The sequence below is a fragment of the Streptomyces sp. NBC_00075 genome (assembly GCF_045041225.1).
GTDB lineage: Bacteria > Actinomycetota > Actinomycetes > Streptomycetales > Streptomycetaceae > Streptomyces > Streptomyces adonidis.
Genome location: NZ_CP108243.1, coordinates 9,098,230 through 9,112,707, shown reverse-complemented (window position 1 = coordinate 9,112,707; position 14,478 = coordinate 9,098,230). Strand labels below are relative to the sequence as shown.

General features: G+C 71.0%; 13 protein-coding genes. 9 read left to right on the top strand and 4 right to left on the bottom strand.

The window, feature by feature from the left end:
- Positions 1-8: 8 nt before the first annotated feature.
- From OG787_RS39920 to OG787_RS39910, 3 genes are all read right to left on the bottom strand, one after another.
- Positions 9-1,055, bottom strand: a complete 1,047-nt coding sequence (locus OG787_RS39920; protein ID WP_369037226.1) for an ABC transporter permease — start codon at positions 1,053-1,055, stop codon at positions 9-11.
- 199 nt (positions 1,056-1,254) lie between these two features.
- Entirely contained in the window at positions 1,255-2,784 is a 1,530-nt protein-coding gene (locus OG787_RS39915; RefSeq protein ID WP_405538527.1) for a sugar ABC transporter ATP-binding protein, read from the bottom strand.
- Entirely contained in the window at positions 2,771-3,868 is a 1,098-nt protein-coding gene (locus tag OG787_RS39910; RefSeq protein WP_369037224.1) for a substrate-binding domain-containing protein, read from the bottom strand. Before OG787_RS39910 ends, OG787_RS39915 begins: the two co-directional genes overlap by 14 nt.
- Positions 3,869-4,434: 566 nt before the next feature.
- Between OG787_RS39910 and OG787_RS39905 the strand changes: the two genes are divergently transcribed.
- From OG787_RS39905 to mtnB, 3 genes are read left to right on the top strand one after another with little or no spacing between them, the layout of a single operon-like run.
- Positions 4,435-5,034 (top strand): acireductone dioxygenase, encoded by a 600-nt coding sequence (locus tag OG787_RS39905; protein WP_369037223.1) that lies wholly within the window; start codon positions 4,435-4,437, stop codon positions 5,032-5,034.
- Entirely contained in the window at positions 5,031-5,765 is a 735-nt protein-coding gene (gene mtnC / locus OG787_RS39900; RefSeq protein WP_405538525.1) for an acireductone synthase, read from the top strand. The genes OG787_RS39905 and mtnC overlap by 4 nt, the downstream gene beginning before the upstream one ends.
- Positions 5,762-6,376, top strand: a complete 615-nt coding sequence (mtnB, locus tag OG787_RS39895) for a methylthioribulose 1-phosphate dehydratase (protein ID WP_405538523.1) — start codon at positions 5,762-5,764, stop codon at positions 6,374-6,376. The genes mtnC and mtnB overlap by 4 nt, the downstream gene beginning before the upstream one ends.
- Positions 6,377-6,473: 97 nt before the next feature.
- On the opposite strand, the gene mtnA is transcribed toward mtnB, so the two are convergent.
- Positions 6,474-7,511: an S-methyl-5-thioribose-1-phosphate isomerase gene (mtnA, locus tag OG787_RS39890; protein ID WP_405538521.1), complete on the bottom strand. Its 1,038-nt coding sequence runs from the start codon at positions 7,509-7,511 to the stop codon at positions 6,474-6,476.
- 317 nt (positions 7,512-7,828) lie between these two features.
- Here mtnA and OG787_RS39885 point away from each other — a divergent pair, with 317 nt between their 5' ends.
- From OG787_RS39885 to OG787_RS39860, 6 genes are read left to right on the top strand one after another with little or no spacing between them, the layout of a single operon-like run.
- A complete protein-coding gene (locus OG787_RS39885) occupies positions 7,829-8,881 on the top strand; it encodes a BMP family ABC transporter substrate-binding protein (protein ID WP_369037219.1) in 1,053 nt (350 codons plus the stop codon).
- Positions 8,859-10,409, top strand: coding sequence for an ABC transporter ATP-binding protein (locus tag OG787_RS39880; protein WP_405538519.1), 1,551 nt, complete (start codon positions 8,859-8,861; stop codon positions 10,407-10,409). Before OG787_RS39885 ends, OG787_RS39880 begins: the two co-directional genes overlap by 23 nt.
- A 1-nt stretch (position 10,410) precedes the next feature.
- On the top strand, positions 10,411-11,514 hold the full coding sequence (locus OG787_RS39875) for an ABC transporter permease (RefSeq protein ID WP_369037217.1): 1,104 nt from the start codon (positions 10,411-10,413) through the stop codon (positions 11,512-11,514).
- On the top strand, positions 11,514-12,392 hold the full coding sequence (locus OG787_RS39870) for an ABC transporter permease (RefSeq protein ID WP_369037216.1): 879 nt from the start codon (positions 11,514-11,516) through the stop codon (positions 12,390-12,392). The genes OG787_RS39875 and OG787_RS39870 overlap by 1 nt, the downstream gene beginning before the upstream one ends.
- Positions 12,389-13,159: a nucleoside phosphorylase gene (locus OG787_RS39865; RefSeq protein WP_369037215.1), complete on the top strand. Its 771-nt coding sequence runs from the start codon at positions 12,389-12,391 to the stop codon at positions 13,157-13,159. The genes OG787_RS39870 and OG787_RS39865 overlap by 4 nt, the downstream gene beginning before the upstream one ends.
- Entirely contained in the window at positions 13,156-14,469 is a 1,314-nt protein-coding gene (locus tag OG787_RS39860) for an amidohydrolase (protein ID WP_405538517.1), read from the top strand. Before OG787_RS39865 ends, OG787_RS39860 begins: the two co-directional genes overlap by 4 nt.
- Positions 14,470-14,478 lie beyond the last annotated feature (9 nt).

Sequence of the window (14,478 nt, the reverse complement as noted above, 5' to 3'; positions counted from 1 at the left end):
GAACTTCCTTATGCGGTGCGGCGCTTGGACAGGGTGAAGCTGAAGACCAGGGCGAGGATCAGGACGGCGCCCTCGACCACGTCCTGCGTGTAGTACGGCAGACCCTTGATGGTCAGGCCCGTGGTGATGATGCCGATCAGGACCGCGCCCAGGGCGGTGCCCCACACGTTCGGGCGGCCCCGGCCGAGGACGGACGTGCCGACCAGGGCTACGGCCACCGCTTCGAGGAGTTGCGAGGTGCCCGCGGACACGTCTCCCTGGCCGATGCGTGCCGCCAGGATCAGGCCGCCGATCGAGGCGAGGACGCCGGAAAGGACGTACGCCAGGGCCCGGTACGCGCCCACGCGGATGCCCGCCAGGCGGGAGGCCTCGGGGTTGGCGCCGATCGCGTACAGCACGCGGCCCCAGCGGGTGCGGGCCAGGAAGACCCAGGCGATGACGGTGAGGGCGCCGAAGATCACCACGGAAATGGGGATGCCGAGGATCGTGCCCCGGTCGATGCGCAGGAAGCCCTCGGTGAACTTGCCGGGGGCCGTCGTACCGTCGGACTGGGTCATGCCCGGAGTGATGGACTGGCCGTCGACCAGGATGAGTTTGGTGCCCTGGATGACGAACATGGTGCCCAGCGTGGCCAGCATGTCGGGGATCTTGAGGACCACGATGAGCAGGGCGTTGAGGAGGCCGGCCAGGGCGCCCGCCACGATCACCGCGATGATCGCGACCACGCCGACCTGGTTGTACGTGACCATCGTCTTCGCCGCGACGGTCACGCCGAGCCCTGCCACCGCGCCGACCGACATGTCCATTCCGCCGACGGCCATGGTGAGCGTGACACCGAGGCCGAGGATCGCGGCCACGGAGACATAGCGGAGGGTGTCGAGGAGCGTCGCGGAGTCCCGGAACGACGGCTCGCTCAGCGCGAAGTACGTGAAGAGCGTGACGGTGACGAAGATGAAGCCGTACTTGATGACCGCGTTCTGGATACGGGGGCCTGCGGCGGCGAGCGTGGACGGGGTCGCCGTCTTTGCCGGGGCGGCGCTCTGGGTGGTGGTCATGGGGTGCTTCCTGGGGTGGCGTGGAGTGGGGCCGGCGTGGGGTGGGCGGCGAAGGTGTGTGTGGCGGGTGGCGGAGTGACGCGTGGGATGCGTGGTTCGTTGGCCACAGGCCGGTGGGGGCTGGTCGCGCAGTTCCCCGCGCCCCTGTCGGGGCTCGGTTGCGCGCCCGGCTTTCCCGACTCCGCCGGCCAGGGCCACATCAGACCGACGCCGAGATCGTCTGGATGACCCGGTCCCGTTCCGCGTCCTCGCCGTACGCGTCGAGATGGATCTCGCCGGCCGCCAGGACAACGACCCGGTCGGCAACCTCCAGGACCTCGTCCACATCGGCCGACAGGACCAGGACCGCGGCGCCCTCGGCAGCGAGGGCTCGCGCACGGCGCCCGATGTCCCGCCGCGCACCGATGTCCACCCCTCGGAACGGCTCGTCCAGGATGAGGACACGGGGCCGCTCTGCCAGCCAGCGGCCGACGACGACCTTCTGCTGGTTGCCGCCGGAGAGTTCCTCGACGGTGGAGTGCTCGTCCCGGGCTACGACACCCAGCGCCTCGATGGTGTCGCGGCCGAGGGCGTCCTCCTTCGCGCGGTTCACCAGCCCGGCCGTGGACAGGGACTTGAGGAACGGGAGGGAGATGTTCTGGGCCAGCGACCAGCCGGGGACCAGGGCGTCCGCGTGCCGGTCCTCGGGGACGAGGTGGACGCCGGCCCGGATCGCGTCGGCGGGGCGGCGCGGCTCGTATGCCTTGCCGTCCAGCTCCACGGCGCCGCTGGTGAAGGGTTCGGCGCCGAAGAGACCCCGGGCCAGCTCCGTCTTGCCCGCGCCCAACAGGCCGACGACGCCGGTGACTTCGCCCGCTCGCAGGTCCAGGTCCTGAGGGGTACGGCCGTCCAGGAGCCGTACGCCACGAAGCGAGAGCAGGATCTCGCCCTGCTCTCCCGCGCGCTGGGGACGTGCGGTGGTCGCCTCCTGAGCCTGGGCGAGCATCGCGCGCAGGGCGCTGTCCCAGTCGAAGGGCTTGACCTGGTCCTCGGTGAGACGGCCGTCTCGCAGGACGACCAGCCGGTCGGCCAGCGCGTCGATCTCACCGAGGCGGTGGGAGACGTACAGGACCGCGATGCCGTCGTCACGCATCCTCTCGACCAGCGCGAAGAGGCGTTCCGCCTCGGCGGCGGAGAGTGCCGAGGTCGGCTCGTCGAGGATGAGGAGCCTCGGGCGGGTGGCGAGGGCGCGGGCCAGGATCAGCAACTGGCGGTCGGAGATGCCGAGTTCGGTGACGTCCCGCTTGAGGAGGGCGTCGCTCCAGCCGAGGTCGAGGGCCGACTGGATCTCGCGGGCGCGGGCCAGCACGCGGCGCCCGTTCAGGAACGGGTTGCCGCGTGCCTGGGCCAGCTCCTCGAAGACCAGGTTCTCGGCGACCGTGAGGCCGGGCACGATGCCCTCGCCGATCCGCTGGTGAACCGTCTGGATGCCCAACTGGCGGGCGGCGAGCGGGGATTGGAGGGCGGCCGGGGAACCGTTCACCGTCACCTCGCCGCCGTGGTCCGTGTGGACGCCCGACAGGATCTTGATGAGCGTGGACTTGCCTGCCCCGTTCGCACCGAGCAGCGCGACGATGCTGCCCGGTGCGATGTCCAGCGAGACGGACTCCAGGACCGTCTTGCCGCCGAAGGCCATGCTCACGTCCCGCAGCACGACCGCGGGTTCAACGCCCGCTTCAGTGGGCGACATTGGCGATCCAGTCCGCCGTGCTGACCTGCGAGAGGTTCAGGGCGGGCAGGGCGGCGCGCAGCTGGTCCATGTTCTGGATGTTCTTGCTCTTCAGGAAGTCCTGGGTGATGGCGACGGCCGGGAACTCGACCGAGGTCTTGTTCAGCTGACCAGCCAGCTCCAGCGCCGTCGTACGGACGACCGCGGCGCCGACGGCGGACGGGTCGGTGCCCGCCGTGGCGACCCACGGGCTGTCGGCGGCGGTCATGTTCTGGATGTCGGCGTTGGAGACGTCCGCGCCGAACACCTTCACCTTGTCCTGGAGCTTCTTGTTCTGCACGGCGAGGACGGTGCCCTTGGCCAGCTCGTCGTAGGGGGCGAAGACGCCCGTCACGTCCGAGTGCTGGGTGAGGGCGGCGGAGACCAGGGGAACGTTGTCAGTGGCCGTGGAGTCGGTGACCTTGCCGACCTTGAAGGCCTGCTTCCAGCCGTTGGCGTCGACCGTCGACTTCCAGACACTGTCGCGCTTGTCGAGGGCCGCGTAGCCGGCGACGTTGACGTAGCCGACCTTGGCGTTCTTGCCGAGTTCCTTGCCCATCACGTCGAGGACGGCCTGGGCCATGCTCGCGTCGTCCTGCTTGGTGCTGACGACGCCCTTGGTCGCGGTTTCGACGTCGTAGACGACGACCTTGATGCCCTTCTTGACGGCCTTGTCGATCTCGGGCTGGATCGTCGAGGGGAAGCCGTGGTCGACGATGATCGCCTGCGCGCCGGAGTTGATCGCGGAGGACAGGTCGGTGGCCTGCTTGGCGTTGTCGGCCTGGGCGTCGTACACCGTCAGGTCGATGCCGAGGGCCTTGGCCTGCGCCTTCGCACCGTTGCCCCACTGCTCGAAGTAGTCGCCGGCGCCGCTCTGGCGGACCAGCGCGACCTTGACCGTGCCCTTGCTGAAGGGCGCGGGCTTCGCGGCGGTGGCGGCGGACGCGGAGGCGGAGGTGTCGCCGGTGTCCTCGGAGGCGTTCGTCGACTGCGAGCAGCCCGCGAGGAACAGCGCCGAGACGGAGGCCAGCGAGAGCGCGGCGAGAGGCAGACGGGTGCGGGACATGCGGAACTCCAGGGGCAAGGGCAGTACGGGAGGGATCGAGCGGAAGGTGGCGATGGCCGGAAGGCGAGAGCGCGGGAGTGTCCGGCCCCGAGCGCGAGGGGGCCACGCGGGGCGGGATCCGCGCCACGGCCGAGGGCGTCTCGGGTACTCCGGGTCAGGTCAGCGACAGCGGGCTGTGGTCGACCGGAGCAAGTCCACGTACAGCCGCCGCACGAGCAGCAGCGTCTTCATAGGGAGATCATGAGAACGTTTCCAGCCATCCGTCAAAGCCTTGGACACTGGATCTCAGCATGTGGAACGCCGGATTCGTCACACTCTGCCGACCCGTCGTCGGGAGTTACCATCACGGGACCGGCACCCGACCCGGGACAGTGAGGCTTCCGATGATGACGACACCCCGCGCGGCAGCGGTACGACGCTGTACCGGCGCGCCGTGTCGCGGCTGTCGCGACTGACGACCGGCCCGGTCGCCCTCCTGCTCTCCGGTCCCGCCTCCTCTCCCCTCCCCCCGCCTTCGTTCTCGTTCGCGTTCCACTCCCCCCTTCCAGCCACCTGGAGTTGCTCCCATGACCCTGCTGACGACCTGGCCCGAGTCCGGCCCGGAGACCGTCGTGCGCCGTACGTCCGACCCGGCCGAGATCGCCGCCGCGCTGGCCCCGATCGGGGTGCGCTACGAGCAGTGGCCGATCCGCGAGGACGTCCCCGCGGACGCCGACAGCGACACCGTGTTCGCCGCGTACGGTCCGGAGATCGACAAGTTGAACGCCGAAGAGGGCTTCACCACGGTCGACGTCCTCGGTCTGCACCCCAGCGACGACCCGGGGTTCCCGGCGAAGGCGAAGGCCGCGCGCGAGAAGTTCCTCCAGGAGCACACGCACGACGACGATGACGAGGTCCGCTTCTTCGTCTCCGGGTCCGGCATCTTCTATCTGCACCTGAACGGTGAAGTGCACGCGGTCTTCTGCGAGAAGGGCGACCTGCTGGGCGTGCCGCGCGGCACCACGCACTGGTTCGACATGGGCACCAGCCCGGCCTTCACCGCGATCCGCTTCTTCCACGAGGAGGACGGCTGGATCGGCAGCTTCACCGGCTCGACCATCGCGTCCCGGTTCCCGGACTACGACACGATCGACGCCGGTTACCAGCGGGACAAGGCAGCCGCGTGACATTGCGCTGCGCCGTGGACGACATAGACGCCGTGGTGCTCGACATCGAGGGCACCACGAGCGCCACGGGCTTCGTCGTCGACGTGCTGTATCCGTACTCACGCTCTCGTTTCGGAGCACTGCTCTCGGAGCGGAGCGGTGATCCGGAAGTGGCGCGGGCGGTCGGGCAGGTGCGCGAGCTGATCGGCGACCCCGACGCCGACGCCGTACTCGTCGAGAAGACCCTCAACACCTGGCTCGACGAGGACCGCAAGGCCACGCCCCTCAAGACCCTCCAGGGCGTCATCTGGTCCGAGGGTTTCGCACGCGGCGACCTCGTCTCGCACTTCTACGACGACGTCCTGCCCGCGTTGCGCGCCTGGCACGCGGCGGGACTTCGGCTGTACGTCTACTCCTCGGGGTCGGTCGCCGCGCAGCGCGCGTGGTTCGCGTCCACCCCGGAGGGCGATCTGCTGCCGCTCGTCTCGGGCCTGTACGACACCGAGAACGCGGGGCCCAAGCAGGAGCCGGAGTCCTACCGCCGTATCGCGGAGGCCACCGGTGCCACCGACCCGAGCCGTCTCCTCTTCCTCTCCGACCGGCCGGGCGAGCTGGACGCGGCCCGCGCTGCCGGATGGCGGACCGTCGGGATCCGGCGGCCCGGGGAGCCGTACTTCGAGCAGGGCGTCGGCGACCACGCGCAGGCGGGGACGTTCGACGAGATCAGCATCAGCACAAGGAGCACGTCGTGACCATTACCTCCCTCGACCTGGAGGAGGCCGGCGCGGTACTCGCCGCCGAGTCCGCCCGATTCGCCTCCTTCGGCTGGATGCGGGGCACGTCCGGGAATCTGTCGGTGGTGCTGTCCCGTGACCCGCTGCTCCTCGCGGTCACCGCGAGCGGCCACGACAAGGGTGAACTGACGCCCTCCGACGTGGTGTTGGTGGACGCGCAGGGCGCGGCCGTGAACGGCGGCAAGCCGTCCGCCGAGGCCGAGCTGCACGCCCGGGTCGCCGCGCTGACCGGCGCCGGTGCGGTGGTGCACGTGCACACCGTGGCGTCCGTGGCGATGGGCCGGCGTGAGCCGGGCGGCATCGTGTTCAAGGACGTCGAGATGCTCAAGGGCGTCGGCCAGCCCGCGCACGACGTCGAGGTGACCCTGCCGGTCATCACCAACAGCCAGGACATGAAAGTGCTCGGGGACCGCCTGGAGGCGGCTCGGGATCCCCGGATGCCGGCTGTCGTGGTCGCGGGGCACGGGCTGTACGTGTGGGGGGACAACCCCCACCAGGCTCGGCACCACACCGAAGTCGTGGAGTGGCTGCTGGAGTTGGAGCTCAGCGCTCCGCGGGACGGTCGGTAGCCAGACCCCGGGCCGGTGGGGGCTGGTCGCGCCCCGCGGCGGAGCCGCAGATAGATACAGCCCCGCGCCCCTATCGGGGGCGCGGGGGACTCGCTACCTAAAGACGCTCGCCCGGGAATTCACCGGCCGAGACCTCCAACACGCCTCGCTCCGTGACCAGTCCGGTCACCAGCCGCCCCGGTGTCACGTCGAAGGCGGGATTGTGGCCGCGCGACTCGGCGGGAGCCGTCCGCACCCCCGCCCACTCCAACACCTCGGCCTCGCCCCGGAGTTCGATGTGGATGTCGTCGCCGGTGGCCGTCGCCAGGTCGACCGTGGTCGTGGGGGCCGCCACCAGGAACGGGATTCCGGCGTCGGCGCAGGCCAGTGCGACTCCGACCGTGCCGACCTTGTTGGCGGTGTCGCCGTTGGCCGCGATCCGGTCGGCGCCGACGATCGCCGCGTCCACCTCGCCGCGCAGGATCGTGCCGGCCGCGGCCCCGTCCGCCTGGACGTAGTGCGGGATGCCCTCCTGGACCAGCTCCCAGGCGGTCAGGCGCGAGCCCTGGAGCAGCGGGCGCGTCTCGTCGGCGTACACGACCTCCAGCCGGCCGCGTGCGTGCAGTTCGCGGATGACGCCAAGTGCCGTGCCCCATCCGGCCGTTGCGAGTGCGCCGGTGTTGCAGTGGGTGAGGATGCGCAGCGGGCGGTCGCCGACGCTCGCGGCGAGACGCTTGAGGAGCCAGTCGGCGCCGTGCGCGCCCATGGCCCGGTTGGCCTCGACGTCCTCGCGCTGGACGACGGCGGCCTCTTCGAGCACCGCCTCCAGGCCTTCCCCGAAGCGGGTCATGACCCGGTCCACGCACACCATGAGGTTGACGGCGGTCGGCCGCGCCTCGCGGATCCGGGCCACCGCCGCCCGTACCTGCTCCTCGGTCCAGCCCTCGCGCTCGCCCTCGATCAGCGCCAGCGCGACCCCGTACGCGCCCGCCGCACCGATCGCGGGGGCGCCGCGTACGACGAGCCGCTGGATCGCGTCCACCAGGGTGTCCACATCGCGGACGTCCATGATCTCGTTGCGGTGCGGGAGCAGGGTCTGGTCGATGAGCGCGAGGCTGTTTCCGGTCCAGCCGACGGCGCGCAGTTCCTGGGACATGGCGGGACGCTCCTGAAGTTCCGATCGGTGCGCGACACCGTACATGACCTCGGAGAACCACAGTTCGAGACAGCTGGGCGGGTGGCCGAATTCCGGTGTTAGAGTCCAGGACCCGCACCCGTAAGGCCCATGTGAAGGAGGACACGTGCTGCTCACCATGCGCCGATTCCTCGACCACGGCCGGTGCGCGAGCGACGGCTGTCGACGCTGACCCGTCCCCCTCGGCGTCCCCCGTTCCGTCCCTCCTCCCCCACGCTCCCTCCCCGTGCTCAGTGCAGAGCGCGGGCTGTGCTGTACGTCCCTCCGGAAGGTCCCCGATGACTCGCAGATCCCGTCGTTCGCTCCCGCTCGTCGCCATGACCGCGCTGCTCGTCGCCGGTGCCACCGCCTGCAACGCCGCCGCGAAGGACGACGCGTCCTCCGACAGCAGCGCGGGCGCCAAGTCGTTCACGCTCGTCACGCCGGACGCCGTCGGGCAGAACGAGTTCCTGAAGCTGGCCGTGACCGGGGTCAAGGCCGCCGCGAAGGCGCACAACGGGACCGAGAAGGTGTTCGAGTCCACGGACACCGCCTCCCAGCAGCAGAACGTGCAGGCGGCCGTGGACGCGGCGCCGGACGTCGTCGTGCTGGTCGGCTTCGAGTTCGCGGACCTGGTCGCGCAGCAGGCCGAGGCGCACCCCAAGCAGCAGTTCCTGATGATCGACGCGTGCACGACGAAGGCGTTCGACAACGTCAGCTGCGGTGTCTTCCGTGAGCACGAGGGCGTCTTCCTCGCGGGCGCCGAGGCGGGGCTGCTGACCAAGAGCGGCAAGGTCGGCGCGGTGGACGTGCTGGACACGCCCGTGTTCCGGCGCTTCAGCGACCCGTTCGCGGCCGGTGCCCAGCATGTGGCGCCGAAGACCAAGACCGGTACGCGCTTCGTCGGCGGCCAGTCCCCGTTCGACGACTCGGCGCGCGCCAAGGAGCAGGCGAACGACCTGCTGTCCGACGGCTACGACCAGCTGATGGCGGCTGCCGCGGCCGGCAACTACGGCGTGTTCGAGGCGGCCAAGGCGAAGGGCGCGTTCGCGTACGGCGTCGACGTCAACCAGTGCCCCTCGGCGCCCGGCACGGTCGTCGACAATGTGATCAAGCGCACGGACATCGCCGTGGAGAAGGGCGTCGAGCAGGTCCTGGCCGGTCAGACGGGCACGACCACCTCGTACGGCCTGAAGGAGGGCGGCATCAGCCTCACGGGTCTGGAGAAGGGCGTCGACTCGTCCCAGTGCGTGATCGCGAAGCACCCCGACGTCCTGAAGAAGGTCACGGCGCTGCGCGACCAGATCGTGTCCGGAGAGCTGACGGTCGATGACCCCGCCGCCGCCAGCTGACGTGCGGGAGGTGGCGGTCGAGCTCCGGGGAATCACCAAGCGGTTCCCCGGCACGCTCGCCAACGACGCCGTCGACCTGACCGTCCGGCGCGGCGAGATCCATGCCCTGATGGGCGAGAACGGCGCCGGCAAGTCGACGCTCATGTCGGTCCTGTACGGGATGGAGCGCCCGGACGCCGGTTCGGTGCACGTCGACGGGCGCGAGGTCTCCTTCTCCGATCCCGGCGCCGCGATGGCCGCCGGGCTCGGCATGGTCCACCAGAGCTTCAAGCTGTTCGACTCGCTGACGGTCGCCGAGAACGTGGTGTACGCCGCCGAGCCGCGCCGTTTCGGCCTGGTGGACCGGGTCGCGGCGCGGCGCCGGGTGCGTGAGCTGGCCGAGGAGCACGGGCTCGCGGTCGATCCGGACGCCCGGGTCGGCGAGCTGCCCGTGGGGCTGCGTCAGCGCGTCGAGATCCTGAAGCTGCTGCACCGCGGCGCCCGGACGCTGATCCTCGACGAGCCGACCGCCGTCCTCACCCCGGCCGAGGCGGACGCGCTGTTCGCGGTCCTCAAGTCCCTTGCCGCACAAGGCCGTACGGTCATCCTGGTCACGCACAAGCTGCGCGAGGTCCTCGAAGGCAGCGACAACGTCACGGTGTTGCGGGACGGCCGGGTCGTCGCCCGGCTGGTCACCGCCGAGACGTCCGCCGACGAGATCGCCGCCGCGATGACCGGCCGCGCCGTGGAACTCGACCGTGTCCACGCCCCCGGCACCCCCGGCGATGTCGTCCTGGACGTCACCGGCTTCGCCACGGACGGCGTACGGGACGTCCGACTCGCCGTCCGCGCAGGGGAGATCGTCGGTGTCGCGGGGGTCGCGGGCAACGGCCAGAGCGAGCTGGTGGAGGCACTGGCCGGACTACGACCGGTGACCGCAGGGCGGGTCGCGCTGCTCGGCGACGACATCACCCACGCCTCGGCGACCGAACGCCGCGCCAAGGGGCTCGCCTATGTCCCCGAGGACCGCCACGCCGTCGGTACGGCACCCGCCGCGTCCGTCGCGGACAACCTGGCGATGGGCCACCACCGTACGTCGCTGTCCGCACGCGGACTGCTTCCACCGGCGGCCGTACGAGGCCACGCGCAGCGCCTGATCGAGCGCTTCGGCATCAAGGCGTCCTCGCCGGAGGTGGCCGCGTCCTCGCTGTCCGGCGGCAATCTACAGAAGCTGCTCATCGGACGCGAACTCGCCCACGACGCACCGCTGTTGCTCGTGGAGCAGCCCACGCGCGGGGTCGACATCGGCGCCGTCCAGAACATCCACGACCAGCTGATCGCCTACCGCGACGCCGGCCACGCCGTCCTGCTCGTCTCGGCCGAGCTGAGCGAGATCCGGGGGCTCGCGGACCGGGTCCTGGTGATGTACGAGGGCCGTGTGACGGCGTCGTACGACAAGGCCGAGGCGGACGAGCGGACGCTGGGCCTCGCGATGGCCGGCGGCGCCGATCACTCGGCCCCGGTGGCCGCGGTGGAGGTCGGAGACTGACATGGAACAAGCACCCCGAATATCGCCAACGACCCGTATATCGAGAGCACTTCGCTCCCCCGTCGCCTTCTCCGTGCTCGCCGGGGTCGTCATCGGCGCCCTGTTCCTCGTCGGGACGGGCGCCGATCCGGTCGCCGCGTACGGCGCGGTGCTCAGCGGTTCGCTGGGCGCCGACGGCATCGGGTCGACGCTCACGACCCTGACGAGCGTGCTGGGTCTGGCGCTCGCACTGGCCGTGCCGTTGCGCGCCGGGCTCATCAACCTGGGCGGGGACGGGCAGTTGGTGCTCGGCGGGATGGCGGCGGCCGTGACGGGACTGTACTCACCGCTGCCCGCGCCGCTCACCGTCGTCCTCGCGCTGCTCGCGGGCATGGCCGCCGGCGCCGGGTACGCGGCCCTCGCCGCCCTGTGCGAGAACCGGTTCGGCGTACCGCTGCTGGTCAGCAGCCTGCTGCTCAGCTACCCGGCGGCCTCCTTCGCCTCCTACCTGGCCCGCTACCCGCTCAAGGAACCCGGCTCCAGCCTCCCCCAGACCCGGCAGCTGCCGGACGGGGTCGCGCTGGCCACGTTCGGCTCGTCGACCGTGACGATCGGGCTGCTGCTGGTCGTCGTGGCCGCCGCCGCGTACTGGTTCACCGACCGGCACACCGCGGTCGGCTACGAGATGCGGATGACGGGCCTCAACTCCCGTTTCTCCGCATACGCGGGCGTCGAGCGCAAGGGCCTGACGCTACGACTGATGGCGGTGTCGGGCTCCCTCGCCGGACTCGTGGGCGCCATAGGCGTGTTGAGCTTCCCGTACCGCTTCCTGGACGGCTCGCTCACCGCACCCGGCTACACCTGGACGGGCCTGACGGCGGCCCTGCTGGCTGCCGCCGCCCCCGTCGGCACGGTCCTCGCGTCCTTCTTCTTCGCCATGCTGCAAGTGGGCGGCCTGTCGATGGAGCGGACCACCGAGGTGCCGCGCGAGCTGACCCAGGTGCTCCAGGCGATCGTGATCGTGTTCCTGGCCGCGCGACTGCGCTTCCCGCGCCTGTCCCGGAAACGCGGCAGCAAGCCGACCGACAAACCCGTACAGCAAAGCCCGCAAGGGGAGTTGGTCTGATGTTCTTCGACTCCGATCTCCTCATGTCGGCGCTCCGCGCGCTGACGCCCATCCTGCTGGCCGCGCTCGGCGGGGCCATCTGCGAACGGGCGGGCGTCTTCAACATCGGCCTCGAAGGCATGATGCTGATGGGCTGCTTCACCGCCGTGGCCACGAGCTGGTTCACCGGCAGCCCCTGGCTCGGCGTCCTGGCGGCGGCCCTCGCCTCCGCCGCGTACTCCCTCATCCTGGCCGTGGGCGCGGTGACTCTGCGCGGGGATGCGGTTGTTCTGGGAATCGCCCTGAATCTCCTGGCAGTTGGCCTGACCAGCTTCCTCCTCCGTACCGTCTTCGGTGTGCAGGGCACCTTTGACGATCCGTCACTGGCCGGGCTGCCGTTGGTCGGTGGCTTCTCACCGCTCGCGTATCTGGCGTGGGCGTCGGTCGGCGTGGCCGCGCTGATGCTGTCCCGGCATGTGTGGGGGCTCAGGCTGCGCGGGGTCGGCGAGGCACCGGACGCGGCGGCCACGCTCGGCGTGAGCCCGGTCAAGTACCAGTACGCGGCCGTGCTCGTCTCCGGTGTGCTGTGCGGGCTCGCGGGGGCCCAACTCGCCCTCGGCAACGTCACGTTGTTCTCCGAGAACATGACGGCGGGGCGCGGCTGGATCGCCGTGGTCGCGGTCATGCTCGGCCGTGCGCTGCCGCTCGGAGTTCTGCTGGCGGCGCTGCTGTTCGGCCTCGCGGAGGCGGCCGGCTTCCGGCTCCAGGGCCTCGGCCTGCCGCAGCAGGCCACCGACGCCGCGCCGTACGTCGTCACACTCGGCGCCCTGTTCCTGACGACGGCCCGCCGCCGTCGCCGTACGCCTTCCGTATCTCCTCCCACTGGAGCCGTTTCATGACGCAGGACCTGTTGCCCGTCACCCGAATACCCCGCACGGGGCTGCCGCCGCGCGCGCTGGTCGTCGGCGACCCGCAGCGCGCCGCTCTCGTCGGCGCCAAGCTGGAGGGCGCGCAGGAGGTGTCGTACCACCGCGAATACCGCGTGTTCAGCGGAAGTTGGAAGGGCGTGCCGGTCCTGGTCGCCTCGCACGGGGTGGGCGGCCCGGGTGCGATCCTGCTGTTCCAGGAGCTGGCGGACGCCGGTGTGCGGACCTTCCTGCGGTTCGGTACGGCCGGTGCGATGCGGCCGGGGATCGGCGACGGCGACCTCGTGATCGCGGAGGCGGCCGTCCGGGACGACGGTGTCACCCAGCAGTTGCTGCCCCCGGAGTACCCGGCGGTGTCCTCCCCCGAGGCGGTGCTCGCACTCCAGCGGGCGGCGCGCGAGGCGGGCGCCCCGCACCACCGGGGCATCGTGTGGACGCGGGCCGCCTTCCAGCCCGGTCTGCTCCCCCTCTTCTCCTACGAGGGCGCCGGACTCGCGGCCATCGAGATGGAGTTGAGCGCGCTCCTGGTGACCGCCTCGCTGCGGGGACTGGTCGCGGGCGGAGTGGTCGTCATCGACGGGGCGAACGCCGACGAACTCGTCGACGAGACCGTCACCGGCGGCTACAACCCGCACCGGGAGGTCGTCGCGGAGGGTGTCGAACGCGGCGCGGTGGTGTCGCTGGAGGCGCTGCGTCTGCTGGCGGAGCAAGAGGACGAGGCTGGGGAGCCCCTCGTATGAGCGAGCCTCAGCGTGAGCCGATCGACCTGCTGGTGCACGGCGGTGACGTCCTGACCGTGAACGAGGCCGGAACCGTCGTACCGGACGGGGCCGTTGCCGTCCACGACGGCGAGATCGTCGCCGTAGGCCCGACCGAGGAGCTGACAACTCGGTTCACAGCCGACGAGTCTCTTGACGCCTCGAACTGCCTGGTCCTCCCCGGCCTCGTCAACACGCACACCCACCTCGCCATGACGTTCCTGCGCGGCCGGGCCGACGACGTCACTCTCCAGGGCTTTCTGGAGCGCGTGCTGAAGTGGGAGGCCCAGCTGCTCTCGCCGAAGAACGTGGCGGCGGCCGTCCGGGTCGCGATCGCCGAGAGCGTGCGCGCCGGGGTGACCTCGGCCCTCGACATGTACTGGTTCCACGAGGCCGCCGAGCAGGCGGCCCGCGAGGCGGGCTGGCGGCTGCACACCGGCCCCACCTTCATGGACGTACCGCAACCGCCCGACGGCATCGCCTACGAGGACCGGCTGGCCTGGGCCCGCCAGGACCTGGAGGCACGCGGAACCCCGCGCCCCGGCAACCGCCCGATCCTCTTCGCCCACTCCACCTACACCCTCGCCCCCGACCAGTTGGTCGAGATCGCCGCCCTGGCACGGGAGTTCGGCGCGCTGCTGCACATCCACGCCGCCGAGAACGCGACCGAGGTCGCCACGGTCGAGGTGAAGTACGGCAAGCGCCCGGTGGAACTGCTCGACTCGCTCGGGCTGCTCGGCCCCGACCTGCTGCTGGCCCACGCCGTGGACCTGACGGGCCCGGAGATCGCGGCGCTGGCCCGCACCGGCACGTCCGTCGCCCACTGTCCCGTCTCGAACCTGAAGCTCGGCTGCGGAATCGCACCCGTGCCCCGGCTGCTCAGTGCGGGCGTGACGGTCGGCCTCGGCACGGACGGGGCCGTCAGCTCGAACACCCTGGACGTGCTCGGCGCGGTCCGGCAGGCGGCCCTCGTGCACAAGGCGGACGGCGACCCCACGGCCGTCGGCGCCGAACAGGCCGTACGCATGGCGACCGTCGAGGGCGCGAAGGCGCTGGGCCTGGGCGACCGGCTGGGCTCCCTGGAGGCCGGCAAACGGGCCGACCTGATCGTGCTCGACCTGAACGCCCCGCATCTGCGGCCCCGGCACGACCCCTGGTCGACGCTCGCCTACGCGGCGCACTCGGCGGACGTCCGGGACACCGTCGTGGACGGCAGGGTGCTGATGCGGAACCGGACGCTGACCACGCTCGACGAGGCCGCCGCCCTCGCCGACCTGGAAGCACTGGCCTGACACCCGACC

Excerpts from the sequence above, each read along its gene's own strand:
- OG787_RS39885 (WP_369037219.1), top strand. The coding sequence starts at position 7,829 with ATGACTCGCAGATCCCGTCGTTCGCTCCCGCTCGTCGCCATGACCGCG.
- OG787_RS39860 (WP_405538517.1), top strand. The coding sequence starts at position 13,156 with ATGAGCGAGCCTCAGCGTGAGCCGATCGACCTGCTGGTGCACGGCGGT.
- mtnA (WP_405538521.1), bottom strand. The coding sequence starts at position 7,511 with ATGTCCCAGGAACTGCGCGCCGTCGGCTGGACCGGAAACAGCCTCGCG.
- OG787_RS39910 (WP_369037224.1), bottom strand. The coding sequence starts at position 3,868 with ATGTCCCGCACCCGTCTGCCTCTCGCCGCGCTCTCGCTGGCCTCCGTC.
- OG787_RS39905 (WP_369037223.1), top strand. The coding sequence starts at position 4,435 with ATGACCCTGCTGACGACCTGGCCCGAGTCCGGCCCGGAGACCGTCGTG.
- OG787_RS39920 (WP_369037226.1), bottom strand. The coding sequence starts at position 1,055 with ATGACCACCACCCAGAGCGCCGCCCCGGCAAAGACGGCGACCCCGTCC.
- OG787_RS39865 (WP_369037215.1), top strand. The coding sequence starts at position 12,389 with ATGACGCAGGACCTGTTGCCCGTCACCCGAATACCCCGCACGGGGCTG.
- OG787_RS39870 (WP_369037216.1), top strand. The coding sequence starts at position 11,514 with ATGTTCTTCGACTCCGATCTCCTCATGTCGGCGCTCCGCGCGCTGACG.
- OG787_RS39880 (WP_405538519.1), top strand. The coding sequence starts at position 8,859 with ATGACCCCGCCGCCGCCAGCTGACGTGCGGGAGGTGGCGGTCGAGCTC.
- OG787_RS39875 (WP_369037217.1), top strand. The coding sequence starts at position 10,411 with ATGGAACAAGCACCCCGAATATCGCCAACGACCCGTATATCGAGAGCA.
- OG787_RS39915 (WP_405538527.1), bottom strand. The coding sequence starts at position 2,784 with ATGTCGCCCACTGAAGCGGGCGTTGAACCCGCGGTCGTGCTGCGGGAC.